The sequence below is a fragment of the Paenibacillus alginolyticus DSM 5050 = NBRC 15375 genome (assembly GCF_000422905.1).
Lineage (GTDB): Bacteria > Bacillota > Bacilli > Paenibacillales > NBRC-103111 > Paenibacillus_E > Paenibacillus_E alginolyticus.
Map to the genome: position 1 here is coordinate 26387 of NZ_AUGY01000050.1, position 16160 is coordinate 42546.

At 46.2% G+C, this 16160-nt stretch carries 11 protein-coding genes and 1 pseudogene; all 12 read right to left on the minus strand.

Annotated elements, in window-relative coordinates; genetic code table 11:
- Positions 1 to 133: 133 nt before the first annotated feature.
- Positions 134 to 1204, minus strand: a complete 1071-nt coding sequence (locus G519_RS0121835; RefSeq protein WP_029196516.1) for an undecaprenyldiphospho-muramoylpentapeptide beta-N-acetylglucosaminyltransferase — start codon at positions 1202 to 1204, stop codon at positions 134 to 136.
- A 7-nt stretch (positions 1205 to 1211) separates the two neighbouring features.
- A complete protein-coding gene (gene spoVE, locus G519_RS0121840; RefSeq protein ID WP_029196517.1) occupies positions 1212 to 2309 on the minus strand; it encodes a stage V sporulation protein E in 1098 nt (365 codons plus the stop codon).
- A gap of 98 nt (positions 2310 to 2407) precedes the next feature.
- Entirely contained in the window at positions 2408 to 3802 is a 1395-nt protein-coding gene (gene murD / locus G519_RS0121845; protein ID WP_029196518.1) for a UDP-N-acetylmuramoyl-L-alanine--D-glutamate ligase, read from the minus strand.
- A gap of 3 nt (positions 3803 to 3805) precedes the next feature.
- A complete protein-coding gene (gene mraY, locus G519_RS0121850) occupies positions 3806 to 4741 on the minus strand; it encodes a phospho-N-acetylmuramoyl-pentapeptide-transferase (RefSeq protein ID WP_036633572.1) in 936 nt (311 codons plus the stop codon).
- A 100-nt stretch (positions 4742 to 4841) separates the two neighbouring features.
- On the minus strand, positions 4842 to 6245 hold the full coding sequence (locus G519_RS0121855) for a UDP-N-acetylmuramoyl-tripeptide--D-alanyl-D-alanine ligase (RefSeq protein WP_029196520.1): 1404 nt from the start codon (positions 6243 to 6245) through the stop codon (positions 4842 to 4844).
- A complete protein-coding gene (locus G519_RS0121860) occupies positions 6242 to 7729 on the minus strand; it encodes a UDP-N-acetylmuramoyl-L-alanyl-D-glutamate--2,6-diaminopimelate ligase (protein WP_029196521.1) in 1488 nt (495 codons plus the stop codon). Before G519_RS0121860 ends, G519_RS0121855 begins: the two co-directional genes overlap by 4 nt.
- 109 nt (positions 7730 to 7838) lie before the next feature.
- On the minus strand, positions 7839 to 9767 hold the full coding sequence (locus G519_RS0121865; RefSeq protein ID WP_029196522.1) for a stage V sporulation protein D: 1929 nt from the start codon (positions 9765 to 9767) through the stop codon (positions 7839 to 7841).
- A gap of 86 nt (positions 9768 to 9853) precedes the next feature.
- Positions 9854 to 12136, minus strand: coding sequence for a penicillin-binding transpeptidase domain-containing protein (locus G519_RS43955; RefSeq protein ID WP_064743502.1), 2283 nt, complete (start codon positions 12134 to 12136; stop codon positions 9854 to 9856).
- 16 nt (positions 12137 to 12152) lie between these two features.
- Complete coding sequence (gene ftsL2, locus G519_RS0121875) at positions 12153 to 12587, minus strand: cell division protein FtsL (protein WP_029196523.1); 435 nt, start codon at positions 12585 to 12587, stop codon at positions 12153 to 12155.
- Positions 12588 to 12607: 20 nt separating this feature from the next.
- Positions 12608 to 13558: a 16S rRNA (cytosine(1402)-N(4))-methyltransferase RsmH gene (gene rsmH / locus G519_RS0121880; protein ID WP_029196524.1), complete on the minus strand. Its 951-nt coding sequence runs from the start codon at positions 13556 to 13558 to the stop codon at positions 12608 to 12610.
- Positions 13559 to 13688: 130 nt separating this feature from the next.
- Complete coding sequence (mraZ, locus tag G519_RS0121885; RefSeq protein ID WP_029196525.1) at positions 13689 to 14126, minus strand: division/cell wall cluster transcriptional repressor MraZ; 438 nt, start codon at positions 14124 to 14126, stop codon at positions 13689 to 13691.
- A 301-nt stretch (positions 14127 to 14427) separates the two neighbouring features.
- Positions 14428 to 15375, minus strand: a pseudogene (locus G519_RS43960) (DUF4349 domain-containing protein); the annotation flags it as partial.
- Between the last annotated feature and the right edge of the window lie 785 nt (positions 15376 to 16160).

Below are 16160 nucleotides of genomic sequence, written 5' to 3' on the forward strand. Positions count from 1 at the left end.
ATACGGACCGAGTCGAAGATGGCCGGTCTTCGTTGTTTGGCGCCATATTAAGCCTTAGGTGTCTGTCACGGTTATAGTGTAGTTTATGTAAAATCGGATAGAGTGTGACAATCGCCTATTCGGTTTAGCAAATTCAAGTCGATAAACGATAGGTTTCAATCAGTTTTACGATCGATGCAACCGCATCGCTATCTTTGCGTGACTTCATCGCTGCCTTGTGGGTCTCTCGATTCGCATGAAGAGCTTCCACACGCTCTGCGAGCGTATCGGCAGTTAAAGCCTCCTCTTGCAAAACATCTGCGTAGCCAGCTTTCTGAAACGACTCTGCATTTAGAATCTGGTCGCCTCGACTTGCCTGCAGTGATAATGGAATGAGCAGCATCGGCTTTTCCATGACTAAAAATTCATAAATCGATGTGGCGCCAGCCCTGGAAATAACAAGGTCTGTCATTGCCAAAATATCCGGGAGCTCCTCATTCAAATATTCAAATTGTTTATATCCTCGGGTATGGGCAAGCTCTGACGCGATATTGCCTTTCCCGCATAGGTGTACGATCTGAAACTGAGCTAACAATCGTTCTAAGTTGCTTCTGACGGCTTGGTTAATCACTTGTGAGCCTAGGCTGCCGCCCATCACCAAAATGACCGGTTTTTGCGAATGAAAATCACAAAGCTGGTAGGCGCGTGACGCTTTACCACTGAGAATGTGTTCACGAATCGGTAAGCCTGTCAGTTCAGCCTTGTCTCTTTGAACATGCTGTAAGGACTCCGGAAAGGTCACGCAAACCTTGGTTGCAAAAGGTATTGAAATCTTGTTCGCAAGCCCAGGCGTTATATCCGACTCATGAATAATCACCGGAATCTTGTTCATCCGACTGCCTAGAACGACCGGGACGGAAACGAACCCGCCCTTCGAAAAGACGATGGCGGGCTTCAAACGACGGAGCAATCTATAAGACTCATAGACGCCTTTTATCACTCTGAAAGGGTCTTTGAAATTTTTCAGATCAAAATATCGACGTAATTTCCCAGACGAAATGGAGTAAAAAGGTACACCTTCGCGTTCTATGATGTCTTTCTCGATGCCCGTAGCTGAACCTATGTATTTAATTTCCCAACCTAACTGCGCAAGCTTATGCATCAGCGCTATGTTAGGTGTAACATGTCCTGCGGAGCCTCCTCCGGTAAAGACAATCGTTTTCATTCCCCTGTCACCTCGAATAGCGGGATATATTGAGCAGGATGCCGACGGATGTCAGCATAAGCGTCAATGAAGACCCTCCTGCACTTATGAATGGCAAAGTAATGCCGGTTACCGGGAACATCCCGATAACAACACCAATATTAATAATGACTTGTACGGCAATCATGCCGATAATGCCAACAGCAATCAAACTGGCAAACGTATCCGGCGCTGTAATAGCTGCCCGCATTCCGCGCCACACAAGAATCGTAAAGAGCAGCAGCACAAGCGTACCGCCGATAAATCCAAGTTCCTCAGCAATAATGGAGAAAATGAAGTCCGTTTGCGGCTCTGGCAAATAGCTGTATTTCTGGCGGCTCATGCCTAGGCCAAGCCCTACAAGTCCTCCAGGTCCTATCGCATAGAGCGATTGAATCGACTGATAACCTGCACCTAGAGGATCCTGCCATGGATCCAAGAATGCTGTAATTCGCTTCAAACGGTATGGGGCGGCAATGACAAGCCCGATAAAACCCGCAACCCCTATCATACCTAGATACGAGAGATGAAGCAATCTCGCACCCGATGTATAGATGATGAGCAGCGAAGCTCCGACGAGAACGGCACCTGTTCCAAGGTCAGGCTGCAGCATAATTAGACCGAATGCTAAGCCCATGATGCCAAGCGGCGGCAATAATCCTTTTCTGAATAGGGTTATTTTCGCTTGATGTTCAGATAACAGGTTGGATAGAAAGAGAATCATCCCAATTTTCATAAATTCGGACGGCTGAATACCGAAGGCACCAATTCCTAACCAGCTTCGAGCCCCACCTCGTACAACCCCAATGCCGGGAATCAACACGATAATCAACATGGCAAAGCAAACAAAAAGCGCGACTCGGGCAAATCTTTTCCAAACTAAATAATCAACATTCATCGTAAAAAACATGGCGATTACACCCAAAACAGCAAATATAAATTGACGTTTCAAGTAGTATAGGGAGTCGCCAAATTCGCGAAACGCAAGAACACTGCTAGCGCTGTAAACCATAATAACGCCAATTGTCAAAAGCAACAAGGTTGGAACAATAATCCAAATGTCAGGAGCGGACCGTGCTTTACCCATAACAGACACCTCTTCGTGTGTTGTGGGCGTCATCCTTGATACATATCAGCAAGCAGCGCCAGTAACGCCACAAGTCAGCCTATGTGGATAAGCCCTATTTAAAGGTTATGCACGGACTCCTTAAACATGCGTCCCCTGTCCTCATAGGAGGGGAACATATCCCAGCTTGCACAAGCAGGTGAAAGTAGAACAATATCTCCGGGTTCACTCATTTGCCAGGCTAGCTGAACGGCTTGCGACACCGCGTCCGCTGCATCCTTAGCAGTATCGACGGTTTGAATGCGGCTAATCCCTGCCAGCTCGGCAATATGTATAATTTTCTCTTTCGTTTGTCCTAGGGTAACGATACCTTTAATCCGCTCACGAAAAGTAGGCAGAAGTTCCATGTAGTCCGACCCGCGGTCCAAACCTCCCGCAATCAGAATAACGCGCTGGTTGAACGCTTCAATCGACTTAATCGAAGCCGCTGCATTCGTCGCTTTGGAGTTGTTATAGAAGGTCACACCCTTCAGCTCTCTAACGAGCTCCAGACGGTGTTCTACGCCTTGGAAGCTTCTAAGCACATCTGCTATGGCATCTAGCTGAACACCCGCTGTAATGGCCGCTGCCGCCGCTGCTAACGCGTTCTCAACGTTAAAGCTGCCCGGAATCCCCATTTCTCTAGCCGGCATAATCGATTGCACTTGGCCGAGTCCGTTTGCGTAAACGATGACCTCAGTTTCTACATCAAAGTAAACGCCAAAAGCGAGCTTCTCTTTCATAGAAAATGGGAACAGCTTAGCCTTCAGGCTAGGAATTAAAGACTGGCACACCTCATCATCCCAATTCAGGATTGCCGTATCTTCTTCGGTTTGATTTGAAAATATTTTAGCTTTCGAAGCGATATAGTCATCCATAGAACCATGATAATCCAGATGAGTTTCGTACACATTTAACAAAAGTGCAATTGTCGGTCGGAACGAAGTCGTTCCTTTCAGTTGAAAGCTGCTGAGCTCAACAACCATCCAGTTATCAGCCGTAACTTCAGGCGCAGCCTCGGTTAATGCTCGCCCAATATTACCCGCTACAACCGGAGATAAGCCAGCTGCATCCAGCATTAAACCAATTAATGTTGTCGTTGTGGTCTTGCCATTCGAACCCGTTATACCGATAATCGGAGCTTCACAAAATTGATAAGCAACCTCTACCTCCGTTACGACCTCGATTCCAAGCTCTTCTGCCTTGCGAATTGGCTCTACCGAATACGGAATTCCCGGGTTCTTCACAACGAGAGAAATACCTTCATGCACTAAGGACTCCGGATGAAAGCCGCATACAACAGAAATACCCAGAGCCTCTAATTCGTCGGCTTCAGGGCATGCGCTTCGCTCTTTTTTGTCGTTGACCGTGACTAAGGCTCCTTTTTGATGAAAAAGCTTAGCCGCAGCAACTCCGCTGCGAGCCAAGCCCAAAATAATCACTTCAAGTCCACGATAATCCCGCGGATGTTTCATGCTCTACAACACCTCATTCATATATAATCCGAGTACAGCAAGCACGAGGCCTACGACCCAGAATGTGATAACAACACGCCATTCCGACCAGCCAACCAATTCGAAGTGGTGATGAATCGGACTCATTTTGAAAACACGCTTGCCTCTCGTCTTGAAAGAAACAACTTGGATCACAACAGAGAGAATCTCAACCAAGAACACACCGCCGACTATGGCAAGCAGCAGCTCAGCTTTGGTCAAGATGGCAACAGCCACTAGGCCTCCGCCAATCCCAAGCGATCCTGTGTCACCCATAAATACTTTAGCAGGATGGGCATTAAAAACGAGAAAACCGAGTACGGCCCCAACCATGGCTGCCGAAAAAATAGCCGCTTCCGGCTGCGTATTATTCATTGCAATAACCGTATAAGCACCAAATGCAATGGCACTTGTCCCCGCAAGCAACCCGTCAAGACCATCTGTAAAATTCACCGCATTCGATGCACCCAACATCAAAATTGCCATTATGGGAAAGTACAACCAGCCTGGGTTAAAGTGGAACGCTACAAATGGAATATATAAGTCCGTGCTGTGTCCTTGCATGATAAGCAGGTAACAGACGACAGCGGAGATCAAGAGCTGACCGAACAGCTTTTGTTTCGCTGTAAGTCCGAGTGAGCGTTTGAAAATAATTTTGATATAATCGTCGAGAAAGCCAACTAGTCCATAGCCTAAAGAGGCTATTAACAGGATGAGAAGATCCGTATTTTTGTCGGCAAAACGAAGCGTAGCAAGGGCCAGCGCGAGTAAAATAATGACTCCGCCCATCGTTGGCGTCCCTTGTTTTTTGAGATGTCCTTGCGGACCATCCTCACGTATTTGCTGCCCGAATTTCATACGCCGCAAAATGGGTATAAAAAGCGGTCCCATAATAAGCGCAAGTACAAAAGCTACGCCCATCGTTAATAAAATTGCGTTTTCCACGTTGGTTCCCCCTGCTCGTTTTCGTCTTTCGAAAACGATCTACTGTTTCATCCTAAAATTTAATTACAAACGCCATCTAGGCGAGTAAGGCATTAACAACATGTTCGAGACGCATGCCTCGCGAGCCTTTAACGAGCACAAGGTCGTCGGCTCGGACCTCCGCTGCGAGCTCTGCCGCGAGCTGCTCTTTGTCATCGAAGGCGCGCACGCTCGCCTTCGGGAACCGCTTAACCGCTTCATCCGCGATGCAGCGGCCGAGACGGCCGAACGTGAAGACGTAGTCTACACGTTCAGGAGACAACATCGCACCAATGCTGCGATGGAACTCCTCTTCGTGCTCGCCAAGCTCCAGCATGTCGCCGAGCACGAGGAACTTGCGACCGAAGCCGCGCAGCTGCTCGGTCAAATCGATCGCAGCCCGCATGGATGCCGGGCTGGCGTTATACGCATCGTTAAGCACAGTCAGCCCTGAGGCTGCTGTCAGCTTCTCGATGCGCATGCTTGTCATCTGCAGCGAGCGAAGCCCCGCTGCAATTCCCTCAGGCGAGACGCCGAAGGCCTCGCCGACGGCAATGGCCGCTAACGCATTAATCACATTATGCGTACCGAGCAAGGGAATGAACAATTCCGGGTAACCCGGTGAATTGATCTGGAAGTGCGCCCCGTCCGCATCCATCCGGATGTCGGTCGGGAACAGATCATTGCCCGCGCCGCTGCCAAAGCGAATGCGGCTCAGCCCTTCTGGCAGGCTATCCGGCGACTCCGCGAGGGCCTGTTCAATCAGTGGTTCGTCGCCATTGTAGACGAACAATCCGCCGCTGGACATTCCGCTAACGATCTCGGCCTTGGCCCGAGCGATTTCTTCCCGCGAGCCTAGCTGCAGCATGTGCGATTCGCCGATCATCGTAATGATCGACGCTTCCGGCTCGGCCAGATTCGATAGCAGCTCAATCTCGCCTCGTCCACTCATCCCCATCTCGACCACGGCAAATTGCGTGGTCTTATCAAGCTCGAGCAGCGTGAGCGGTAAACCAATATGATTATTCAGGTTTCCCTTTGTCTTGTGCACTTGAAATGTGCTGCCCAATACGGCAGCAACTAAATCTTTCGTCGTCGTTTTGCCATTGCTCCCAGTAATGCCAATAATGCGAACCGGCAGCTGCTCGCGATAAGACTTAGCCAACTGCTGCAAGGCGGTTAACGTATCCTTGACGCGAATGATGGGCATGCCTTCGGGGGGGTGAGGGTGGTCATCTTGCCATAAGGCAGCCGCAGCCCCTTTGCTGTAAGCCTCTGAGGCATAAGCGTGACCATCGAAATGGTCCCCGATCAGCGGCACAAACAGACTTCCAGGTCGTATAGTTCGCGTGTCGGTAGATATACCTTTTATTAAAATGTCCCTTGCAGCTGACTTCGAGAACACCTTCACACATTCAACGCCTAGCATGTCTGTCATTTGTTCCAACGTGCGCTCTATCAACGTCCTCTCCCCCTTATCGCAGCCTTAGCCACCAAGCGATCATCGAAATCATGCTTGACCCCCATGACATCCTGATACGTTTCGTGGCCTTTTCCCGCTATCAATATTACATCCTTAGGGCCTGCCCCTTCAATAGCCTTTTGTATTGCTTTTTTGCGATCCACGATTAATTCATACTGTTCCTTCGGGTAATTCACCTCTTTTAGACCAGGAACAATATCATCAAGAATGGCATCTGGATTTTCCGTACGCGGATTATCGGAAGTCACATACAAATAATCACTATACTTAGCCGTAACCTTGCCCATTAGAGGACGTTTCGTTCGATCACGGTCACCCCCGCAGCCAAACACAGTGATCACCTTACCTTCTGCAAAGTCACGTACCGTAGATAAGGCATTCTCTAGACCATCTGGGGTATGAGCATAGTCAACCAAGACTAAGTAATCCTGTCCCTCATTCACAACCTCCATACGCCCATCTACAACCGTAATATCTTCTAAACTATTCCGGATCGCTTCAAGGGGAATCCCTTCCGCCAGTGCCGCAGCAATGGACCCAAGAGCATTGTACACGTTAAATTTACCCACCAGCTTCATTCTGAAAAAAGCCTCTCCCGCAAAGGAAATAAGCTGAAATTCCGTGCCTTGGGCTGTAATTCGAATATTTGTCGCCCTTACATCACACTCGTTCTCTATACCATATGTAATAATTTGCGCAGCTGTCAGCTTGCTGAACGTATGTGATGCATCGTCATCCGCATTGAGAATAGCGTATTGACGCTCCTTGAGATCGGCTGAGAAACCATTTCCCAATCTAGAGAAGAGCAGTCCTTTTGCCGCAGCGTAAGCATCCATCGTTTTGTGATAATCCAAATGATCTTGTGTTAAATTCGTGAAAATACCCGAACGGAAATGAACGCCCTTCACTCGACCTAATTCCAAGGCATGACTGGACACTTCCATAATGCAGTAATCCGTCTTTTGCTCACACATCTGGCGGAAGCTGCGCTGTAAATCGACGGCTTCTTGGGTTGTGCGCTCCATTTCCGTATAGGTATCGCCGATTTTCATTTGAATCGTTCCCATAAGACCCGTCGTAAAGCCTTGATCCCGCAATATTTTCTCGATCAAATAGGTCGATGTCGTTTTGCCATTCGTACCTGTAATACCAATTAATTTCAATTCCTTGCTAGGATAGCCATAGAAATGGGCTGATAAAGCCGCCATTGCATATCTCGCATCTTTCACAACAAGCTGAGGAATTGGCAAGTCAAGCACTCTTTCCGTTACAAGCGCAGAAGCCCCAAGCGCAATCGCTTTTGGGGCATAATCGTGACCATCTGCTGTCAGTCCAGGGATGCATAGAAACAAATCCCCTGTTTTGATTTTACGAGAGTCTGCTTCAATCCCAGTAATCTCTGTTTCAGCATCTCCATGTATGTGGGTAATGAGCAGTGCGGAAGCAAGCTCCTGAAGTTTCATGAGCAACCCTCTCCTTAACGTTATTGCTACCTATTATTGACAATTTTATGCCAGTGGAAAAGCCAAACATGTCTTACTTGCAAATCTTTTTTCGAGCGAACCAACCACATTACTGCGGTGGCGCATTATTCGAGAGAAAAATGCGTATGGTTGACCCTTGGTCGACTCGTGAACCTGCCTTCGGCGCTTGACTAATGACATATTTGCCATTGCCGGACTTAGCCAGCCGGAAATTCATGTTCAGATCTTCTAATATATCATCAACGGAGGCTCCAACCAAGTCCGGCACCTCAACAACCGGTATTTCACCATAACGATAGTCTTTATCAAGCTGGTTTTTATCCGGTTCGACTTTCATATATCGCAATGCATCAGCCATCATATTCTTCACAAGCGGCGCTGCAATCAGACCTCCAAATTGAATCCCTTGAGGATCATCAACAGCTGCATAGATGACAATCTTCGGATTATCGGCCGGTGCGAAGCCAATGAAAGACACAATATGCTCATCCGGCGAATAACGTCCGTTAACAACTTTTTGCGCTGTCCCCGTCTTCCCACCTACGCGATAGCCGTCAATAAACGCATTGCGTCCTGTGCCTTTGGCAACTACGCTTTCAAGCGCTTCGCGCACCTGCTTCGAAGTCTCCTCCGAGATCACATTACGTACAAGCTCAGGCTCTACTACATCAACAATCTCACCCGTATCCGGATTCGTAAATGACTTTGCCACGTACGGTTTGAAAAGTTTTCCTCCGTTAATTGCCGCAGAGACAGCCGTAATTTGCTGAATCGGTGTGACGGATACCCCTTGACCGAATGCTGTCGTCGCAAGCTCAACTGGACCCACCTGAGACGGTTTGAACATAATGCCGTTTTCTTCACCGCCGAGGTCAATTCCTGTCTTCTTCCCAAAGCCAAACTTTGAAATGTAATCAAACAGCTTTTCCTTGCCTAAACGTTGTCCCATAACGACGAATCCGGGGTTACAGGAGTTTTGGACGACTTGCAGCATCGTTTCACTGCCATGACCGCCGCGTTTCCAACAGCGAAGTCTAGCTCCTCCAACCTCAATAAAACCAGGATCATAAAATTGTTCGTTTTTTAGATCAACCTTTTTTTCCTCAAGTGCTGCAGCTAGCGTAATAATTTTAAAAGTAGAACCTGGCTCATATGTTTTCCAAATCGGTAAGTTCCGGTTATAGGTTTCAGCCGGAAAATCCTTGTAATTGCCTGGTTCATAAGTAGGCCTGCTCCCCATGGCGAGGATTTCTCCATTGTTGGGATCCATCATGATGGCAATCACATTTTGTGCCTTATATTGAACCATCGCCTGGTCCAATTCTCTTTCCAATACAGACTGCAGATGACTGTCAATCGTCAACTTCATATTGAGGCCATCTTTGGGCTTCGTATAGGTATCCGTTGTCCCTTCCAGCGTTCTTCCTGCTGCATCCGTCATATAGGATATGCTTCCTGGTATACCAGTCAATTGACTGTTATATTTTGCCTCAATGCCTGTCAGCCCTTTATCTAATCCAGCGAAGCCAAGGATATGGGCCGCTAACGGTCCAAAAGGGTAATATCTTTTGTTATCTTCAGCTACCACAATACCTGGAAGATTCAGATTTCGTACTTCTTGCGCTTTTTCAATCGTTATTTTGCGTCCAGAAGGCTTGATGTCATTTTGGGATGTTTTCTTTGTAATCTGTTTATAAATGTCATCTTCGTTCCCTTGCAGCACTTCAGCAAGTTTGGCCGCCGTACTTCGGGCGTCTTGAATTTGAACAGGAATAGCCACAATCGTAGGTGTGCTCATACTGTAAGTCATCGTTAGCCCATTGCGATCTTGAATCTCGCCTCGCTTGGGAGCAAACTCTATTTTTCTCCGCCAACTATCCTCTGCTTTATTCGCCAAGTCTTGTCCAATCCATAGCTGGACATAAGCTAGACGGAGAATAAGTGCTGTAAAGATGATAGTAGAAATGATGAGCGCAGTAAACAATCTGCGACGAACGGTAACGTTAGAAACACGCATGAACGTTCAGTCTCCCTTCCCAAATAAGTCAAGATCATTCCTAACATGACTATTCGGGACAAACAGGGGTTAGAACAAGCTCTCCATTAAGGTGTCTTTTTAGCTGTAGATCGCTGCGCTTCTATTTTCGTATTCGACGCTGGTGTTGACGTAGGTGTAGGCGTTGCTGAACTTGCAGCTGCTGATTTATCGCTTAATGGTTTGAGCTGCAAAGTCACACTTCTGCCCTCACCTTCCCCCGTAGTGGATTGATCTGAGACATATCCTTCACCAGAGGTTTGACAGTCTACTTTAAAAAAGGAGCAGGCTTCAACAGCATCTCGAAGTGATCTACCGACCAAGTTAGGAAGCGGCATTTCATCAACAGTTTGCATAGCAACATATATTCGTTGCGTAGATAAGATTTCAGTACCTGCTTTCGGAAATTGATCCACAACCTTGGCTCCCTTACCGAAGACTTCAAGTGACAAACCGCTCTCCTTCGCTGTAGCCCTGGCGCTTTCTGCTGTCACTTCTGCAAAATTTGGCACAGTAAGCTTATTGGCTTCCTTCGCGACCATTTTGGTTTGCTTATTCGAAGCAACGCCCATATACTGCAGCGATTCACCTACAATTTCTTTAAATGCAGGAGCTAATACCTGCCCTCCTAAGTGATAGTTACCGCCTAAATCAGGTTGATCGGCGATCAAAGTAACTAAGATACGAGGATTTTCAGCAGGAGCGTATCCAATAAAGGAAATCACCCATGTATCCGTGGAATACGTCTTTTCTCCAGGAAGGACTAAGTTAGCTGTTCCTGTCTTTCCTGCGACACGGTAGTCCTCCATAAAGGCAAGCTTACCTGTACCAATATCTTGGTCAGATACAACTTGTTCTAAATATTCGGTGACCTGTTTAGCTGTTTTTTCACTTACGACTTGCCTAACCACTTGCGGCGCGAAAGATTGAATGCTTTTCCCTGTTTTCGGATCGACGATATCCTTTACAATGTGAGGCCACATCAATTTGCCGCCGTTGGCCATCGCTGCATATGCGGCTGTTTGTTGAATGGCTGTAACGACGACCTTTCCTTGTCCATACGTTGCTGTTGCAAACTCAGATGGATATTTCATATCAATTAAACCGGAAACTTCATTCGGCATATCAATATTCGTTTTTTGATCGAACCCAAATTTCGTAATGTAGTCTTTCAGCTTAGGCGGAGTTAGTTTCTCGTAACCCAATTTAACGAAGGCCACGTTACTAGAGCGCTTAAGACCATCTAAGAAAGATATTTTCCCCCACCCAACTCGGTTATGGTCATGAAGCTCTCTATCTTCAACCTTAATACTGCCAGACTGGTACATTTCATTCGGATTGAATAAACCCTCTTCTACAGCAGCTGCTAGAGTAACAACCTTAAACGTAGAGCCAGGCTCATAACGAGAAGCTATCGCATTATTTTTGAAATCACTTTGATCTTTAATCGTCCAATAGGTATTAGGGTTGAAAGTAGGCGTATTGGCCATTCCCAGAATTTCCATCGTTTGCGGATCAACAGCAATCGCCGTCAGGCTCTTCGGGTGCCACTTGTCATTTACTTTTGAGAGTGCGGTCTCCAAATAATACTGAATGTTTTTATCAATAGTGAGACGCACATTGTTTCCGTCTTGCGCTGGCTTGAAATTGATCTTGGAATCAGGAAGTTCAACGCCCTTTCCGTCCTTCTCGTAGCTCAACATTCCAGGAACCCCCTTAAGGGTTTGGTCTAGTTTAAGCTCTAATCCTATAGCCGCTTCGCCTTCTTTATTCGTATACCCTAGAATGTGAGAAGCTAATGTTTCACCTGGATAATAGCGTTTCTTATCTTCTAAAATAGTAATGCCTACGTTAGCTTTTGCGTTTAACTTGAGTTTTGTTTGAAGAGTTGAAATTAATCCACGTACTTGATCCGCCTTCTCTTTCTCAATCTTCCAACCTTCATTTCTAATCTCCGTATAGACCGCAAAATCCGTACCATCCGGCTTCATTTTTGTAGCGCGATCACGGATTTTATTGACAAGCGTAGGCTTCGTAACATCCGATTCTTTCAAAATTTCCGCTAATCCTTGCGTAATATCCTCAGCGATTTTATAGCTATCAATCATTTTAGGATTAAGTGCAATGGTATACGACGTTGCTTCCACGGCGAGCACTTTATTGTTTCGGTCCAGGATTGATCCCCTTACCGGATTTATCGTCTTATCTGTTTCCCATCTCTTCTCGGCTTTGTCTAGCAACCACGAAGCTTCTACCACTTGAATCCAATAGACTTTAGATAGGAGGACAACAAAAAGAAGGGTGAAGAACCCTCCAATTAGCAAAGATCGCAACTTAATTTTTTTTGTCATATGAAATACCTGCCCATTACGGTTTAGAAGCTACTTTAGTATTTTTGCTATTGCTTGAACTTGATTTTGTTTTCTCTGGAGTGACTAAACTTACTTTCTTTTCATCTCCTAAATTAAACCCAAGCCGCACTGCCTCACCCTTCATACGTTCAGGACTTTGCAGCTTCTCTACTTCTTGCTTCAAAGCACTGTTCTGAGCTTGCATCTCACGAATTTCACTTTGCATTTTCAAGATATTAGCATTCATCTGATAAATGGCCGCGTAACGCCAGATAATAACGCCCGCCACAATGACACAAAGGATTACAGTGAATAAATAGAGCATTTTCTCTTGCGTCGGCAACGTTTTATTGCGATAAACGACCTTTGTTGTTTCTCTTATTTTCACTTTAGGTGCTGGGGCCGAACGTTTTGGATCAAGAGCCAAATTGCCTTGGATGTAAGATGGCATATTTCATTTCCTCCTTTGTGTCAAAGCTTTTCAGCGATTCGCAGCTTCGCAGATCTTGCCCTTTGATTGACTTCAAGCTCATGTTCACTTGGTAAAATTGGTTTTCGTGTTACTAATTTGACAATTCCGGTCTTCTCGCACACGCAAAATGGAAGATCCGAAGGACAGGTACATTTTTCAACGTTTTTCACGAAAAATTGTTTGCATATGCGATCTTCCAGTGAGTGGAAGGTAATTACAGCAACTCTGCCTTGTGGGGCTAGGCAACGGAGTGATTGCTCCAATGCTTCTTCAAAAGCTCCTAGTTCATCGTTCACCGCGATACGCAGTGCTTGGAAACTTCGCTTCGCTGGGTGGCCGCCGGTTCTTCTTGCTGCTGCAGGGATACCTTCCTTGATCAGCTCTACCAGCTCGCCAGTTGTTTCAATCGGTTGTTTGGTCCGAGCTTCCACAATGACGCTTGCAATCCGCCTCGAAAACTTCTCTTCGCCATATTCAAACAAAATTCGCGCAATTTTGTCAGCAGGCCACTCATTGACGATCGTTTTGGCGGTTAATTCCGCCCTACGATCCATCCTCATGTCGAGCTCTGCATCATGGTTGTAGCTGAAGCCTCGATCCCCATCATCCAGTTGAGGAGATGACACGCCAAGATCGAAGAGTATCCCATCTACCTGCGGTTTGCCATCTCGAAGTGCTCTAGGCTCATTCTGGAGTACCTGCTCAAGCTCTCTGAAATTGCTTTTCACTATTTTTACGCGATCCAGGTAAGGGGCTAACACGGTTTGAGCATTAGCTAAAGCGACATCATCCTGGTCTAGAGCAATTAGCAAGCCGTTTGAACCTAACTTAGAAGCAATCAGGGAACTATGCCCTGCTCCTCCCATCGTACAATCCACGTAAACGCCATCCGGCTTTATATGTAAACCTTCAACAGATTCTTCCTTTAGTACCGTCACATGATGAAACACCTGGTGTCCTCCTATGAGTTTTGCTTTAGCAAAACTTTCTACGTAAGCATATGCTGAGTTTTCCGTATGGAAAACTTGCATCGTAAGCATAATCTGAGTTTTGCCTTGGCAAAACTGACTTCGTAAGCCTCTATAAATCAAAATTAAAATCGACGAGTTTCTCAGCTATTTCATTGAATGACTGTTCGGATTCATTGGCATAGCTTTCCCAAATTTGCTTGCTCCAAATCTCAACTCGGTTGGAAACTCCGATAACCACACAATCCTTCTCAAGTTTGGCATGGTCCACGAGGTTACCTGGAATGTTCGCTCTACCTTGTTTATCGAGGTCACACTCCGTCGCACCGGAGAAGAAAAAGCGAGTGAAGGCACGCGCATCTGATTTCATTAGCGGCAGTGCTTTGAGCTTCTGCTCGAGTATCGCCCATTCCGATTGCGGATAAACGAATAAGCACTGATCCAGACCGCGGGTGATGACAAATGAGTCGCCGAGGGCTTCACGAAACTTGGCCGGGATGATCATTCGGCCTTTTTCGTCGATGCTATGTTGATATTCACCCATGAACATAGCATGGCGCCCCCTTTCCCTCCACTTTGTACCACTTTCCACCACATTTGAATCAATATTCGCTAAAAATAAAAGAAATCCTGCTACGGGAGCAGGATTTTCAAAATTATTTTCAATTTTAGGTCTATTCTGCGTCTTTTGCTCCTTGTTTCTCATCTTCAAGTGCGTTTAAAGAAGCATTTTGTTCTTTGAGCTGTAATCGCATCTCTTGCAGTTCTTTATTTCTTTTGCGTCTGAATACCCAGATCGGTACGCCAATCAACAGACAAATGACGAGAACCGGAAATGCAGCAGCTAGGAAAACGAGAATACCTTGCATGACAGCAACTAGTACATTTAGGCTAGAATTCCATGCTTTTTGAATGCGTTCCTCTAGTGTTAACTTATTAGGATCAGACAACAGCGGCTTATTACCCGTTTGCTGGTACATACGAAGCTCAATCGTCGAGTACGAGACATTTTGATCCAAATATCTGATCCGACCCTTTATCTGTTCAATCGTTTCCTGTACTTTAGATAGCTCGTTTGAGAAAGCAAGCAGCTCATCCGTTTTTGAAGCCTTCTCCATAAAACCCAGTAGTCTGGTTTCTACCATTTGTTTGGCTTTGAGGCGTGAATTAAGATCCACATATTCCTCCGTGACGTCCTGCCCTTGAACGTTCCTTTGGAGCGACGGGCTCATCTTCTCCAAGCCATCTAGCAAGGAGACAAATCCATTTGCTGCGACTTTTATCGTGTACGTCCCGCCACGTTCCCCTGTATTCGCATTTTCCGAAAACTGCAGAATGTAAGCCCCGCTAAGAGCTACCAGGTCCCGGAGGGCTGTCTGAGCCTTGCTGTAATCATCTACAGGCATGACTAAGTTAGCTCGGTAGATTAACTTACGATTAAATCCCGCTGCTTCATCGCTGCCCGTTGCTGGCATGACCGTGATCGGTGCATTTTTTACTTCCATAGACGCTAGTTCTGCGGCTTTCCCTCCAGCTGCAGCAGCTGGAGCTGCGGACTTAGCGTCATGCGCAGATTCTGGCTTTACTGCGTCGCTCGTCGCAGCCATGTTCATGTCTTTGGATAATGCCGCTGACGAGTCACTTTTTGATGAACTACAGCCTGAAAGTAGACTAATTACTAACATACATGATGCTAACAGGACAGAAAGCTTCAGCTCAAAGCTTTTCCTCTTAGTTTTTTTAGCATCAATACTGCTTTGCATGAACTTATCGTTTTCTTTGCTATTCAAGACCCCCATCTTGCCAACCCCTCGCTACCAAATATAGGTTATACACCCTATAAACGGGGGTTGACTTAGAAAGGTTGCAAATCGCCGAGTCACATCAACAAATAATTGTTGATAATACATAACTTAACTTACCTCGCAACACGTCTCACGCATTTTAGCTCCTTTTTCGCCCCCCTTTATTGGAGGGTCGTGTAAAGTTGGGTGCAAGGGCAGGAAATAGAAAAAATTTGTTCAAATACATATAAAAAGGTGGTCAAATCCACTGGATAATAGGTCGGCTTGAAAGCGAAACTCTGTGGAGTGATTTCGAACATTTAGGCTGCAAATCTGAGGTTCGCGGGGAACGAGGAGCCTTTATTTCGATGATTATGTCGATGCGGGACCCGTACGCGGAACGTAGGGGCCCTAATTTGCCGTTTTACCGGTTTTTACACCTCGAAAGCGGGAAATAGAGGCTCCTTGTTCCGCGAAAATGTGAATTGCGTGGTTTTGAGCAAAATAAAGCTTGTTCCGCTAAAATCTGGTGATGCCAGTACGAGTTGAGTTTGGGAACAAATATAAGAGAATATGTTCACAGGTGGATGAACAATTTGGCTACTTAGTAGACGGAGCTGCTGGGAATCACCCTGACGGTCCTTTTAGGTTTTAGAAGATATCCTTAATTTGTTTTCACGTCCCCGTGGGACTACCTCTCGACAAGTATCTCTTCCATTTCGTTTTCATTTTGCAACACTTATCCACAGATCGGCATCTATCATAATTCCTAAAAAAAGAAAAAACCTTCCAGCCCACTC

What these genes read in the sequence shown, in the direction of transcription:
- G519_RS0121835 (WP_029196516.1), bottom strand. Translation starts at nt 1,204, where the DNA reads ATGAAAACGATTGTCTTTACCGGAGGAGGCTCCGCAGGACATGTTACA.
- spoVE (WP_029196517.1), bottom strand. Translation starts at nt 2,309, where the DNA reads ATGGGTAAAGCACGGTCCGCTCCTGACATTTGGATTATTGTTCCAACC.
- murD (WP_029196518.1), bottom strand. Translation starts at nt 3,802, where the DNA reads ATGAAACATCCGCGGGATTATCGTGGACTTGAAGTGATTATTTTGGGC.
- mraY (WP_036633572.1), bottom strand. Translation starts at nt 4,741, where the DNA reads ATGGGCGTAGCTTTTGTACTTGCGCTTATTATGGGACCGCTTTTTATA.
- G519_RS0121860 (WP_029196521.1), bottom strand. Translation starts at nt 7,729, where the DNA reads ATGAAACTTCAGGAGCTTGCTTCCGCACTGCTCATTACCCACATACAT.
- G519_RS0121865 (WP_029196522.1), bottom strand. Translation starts at nt 9,767, where the DNA reads ATGCGTGTTTCTAACGTTACCGTTCGTCGCAGATTGTTTACTGCGCTC.
- G519_RS43955 (WP_064743502.1), bottom strand. Translation starts at nt 12,136, where the DNA reads ATGACAAAAAAAATTAAGTTGCGATCTTTGCTAATTGGAGGGTTCTTC.
- ftsL2 (WP_029196523.1), bottom strand. Translation starts at nt 12,587, where the DNA reads ATGCCATCTTACATCCAAGGCAATTTGGCTCTTGATCCAAAACGTTCG.
- mraZ (WP_029196525.1), bottom strand. Translation starts at nt 14,126, where the DNA reads ATGTTCATGGGTGAATATCAACATAGCATCGACGAAAAAGGCCGAATG.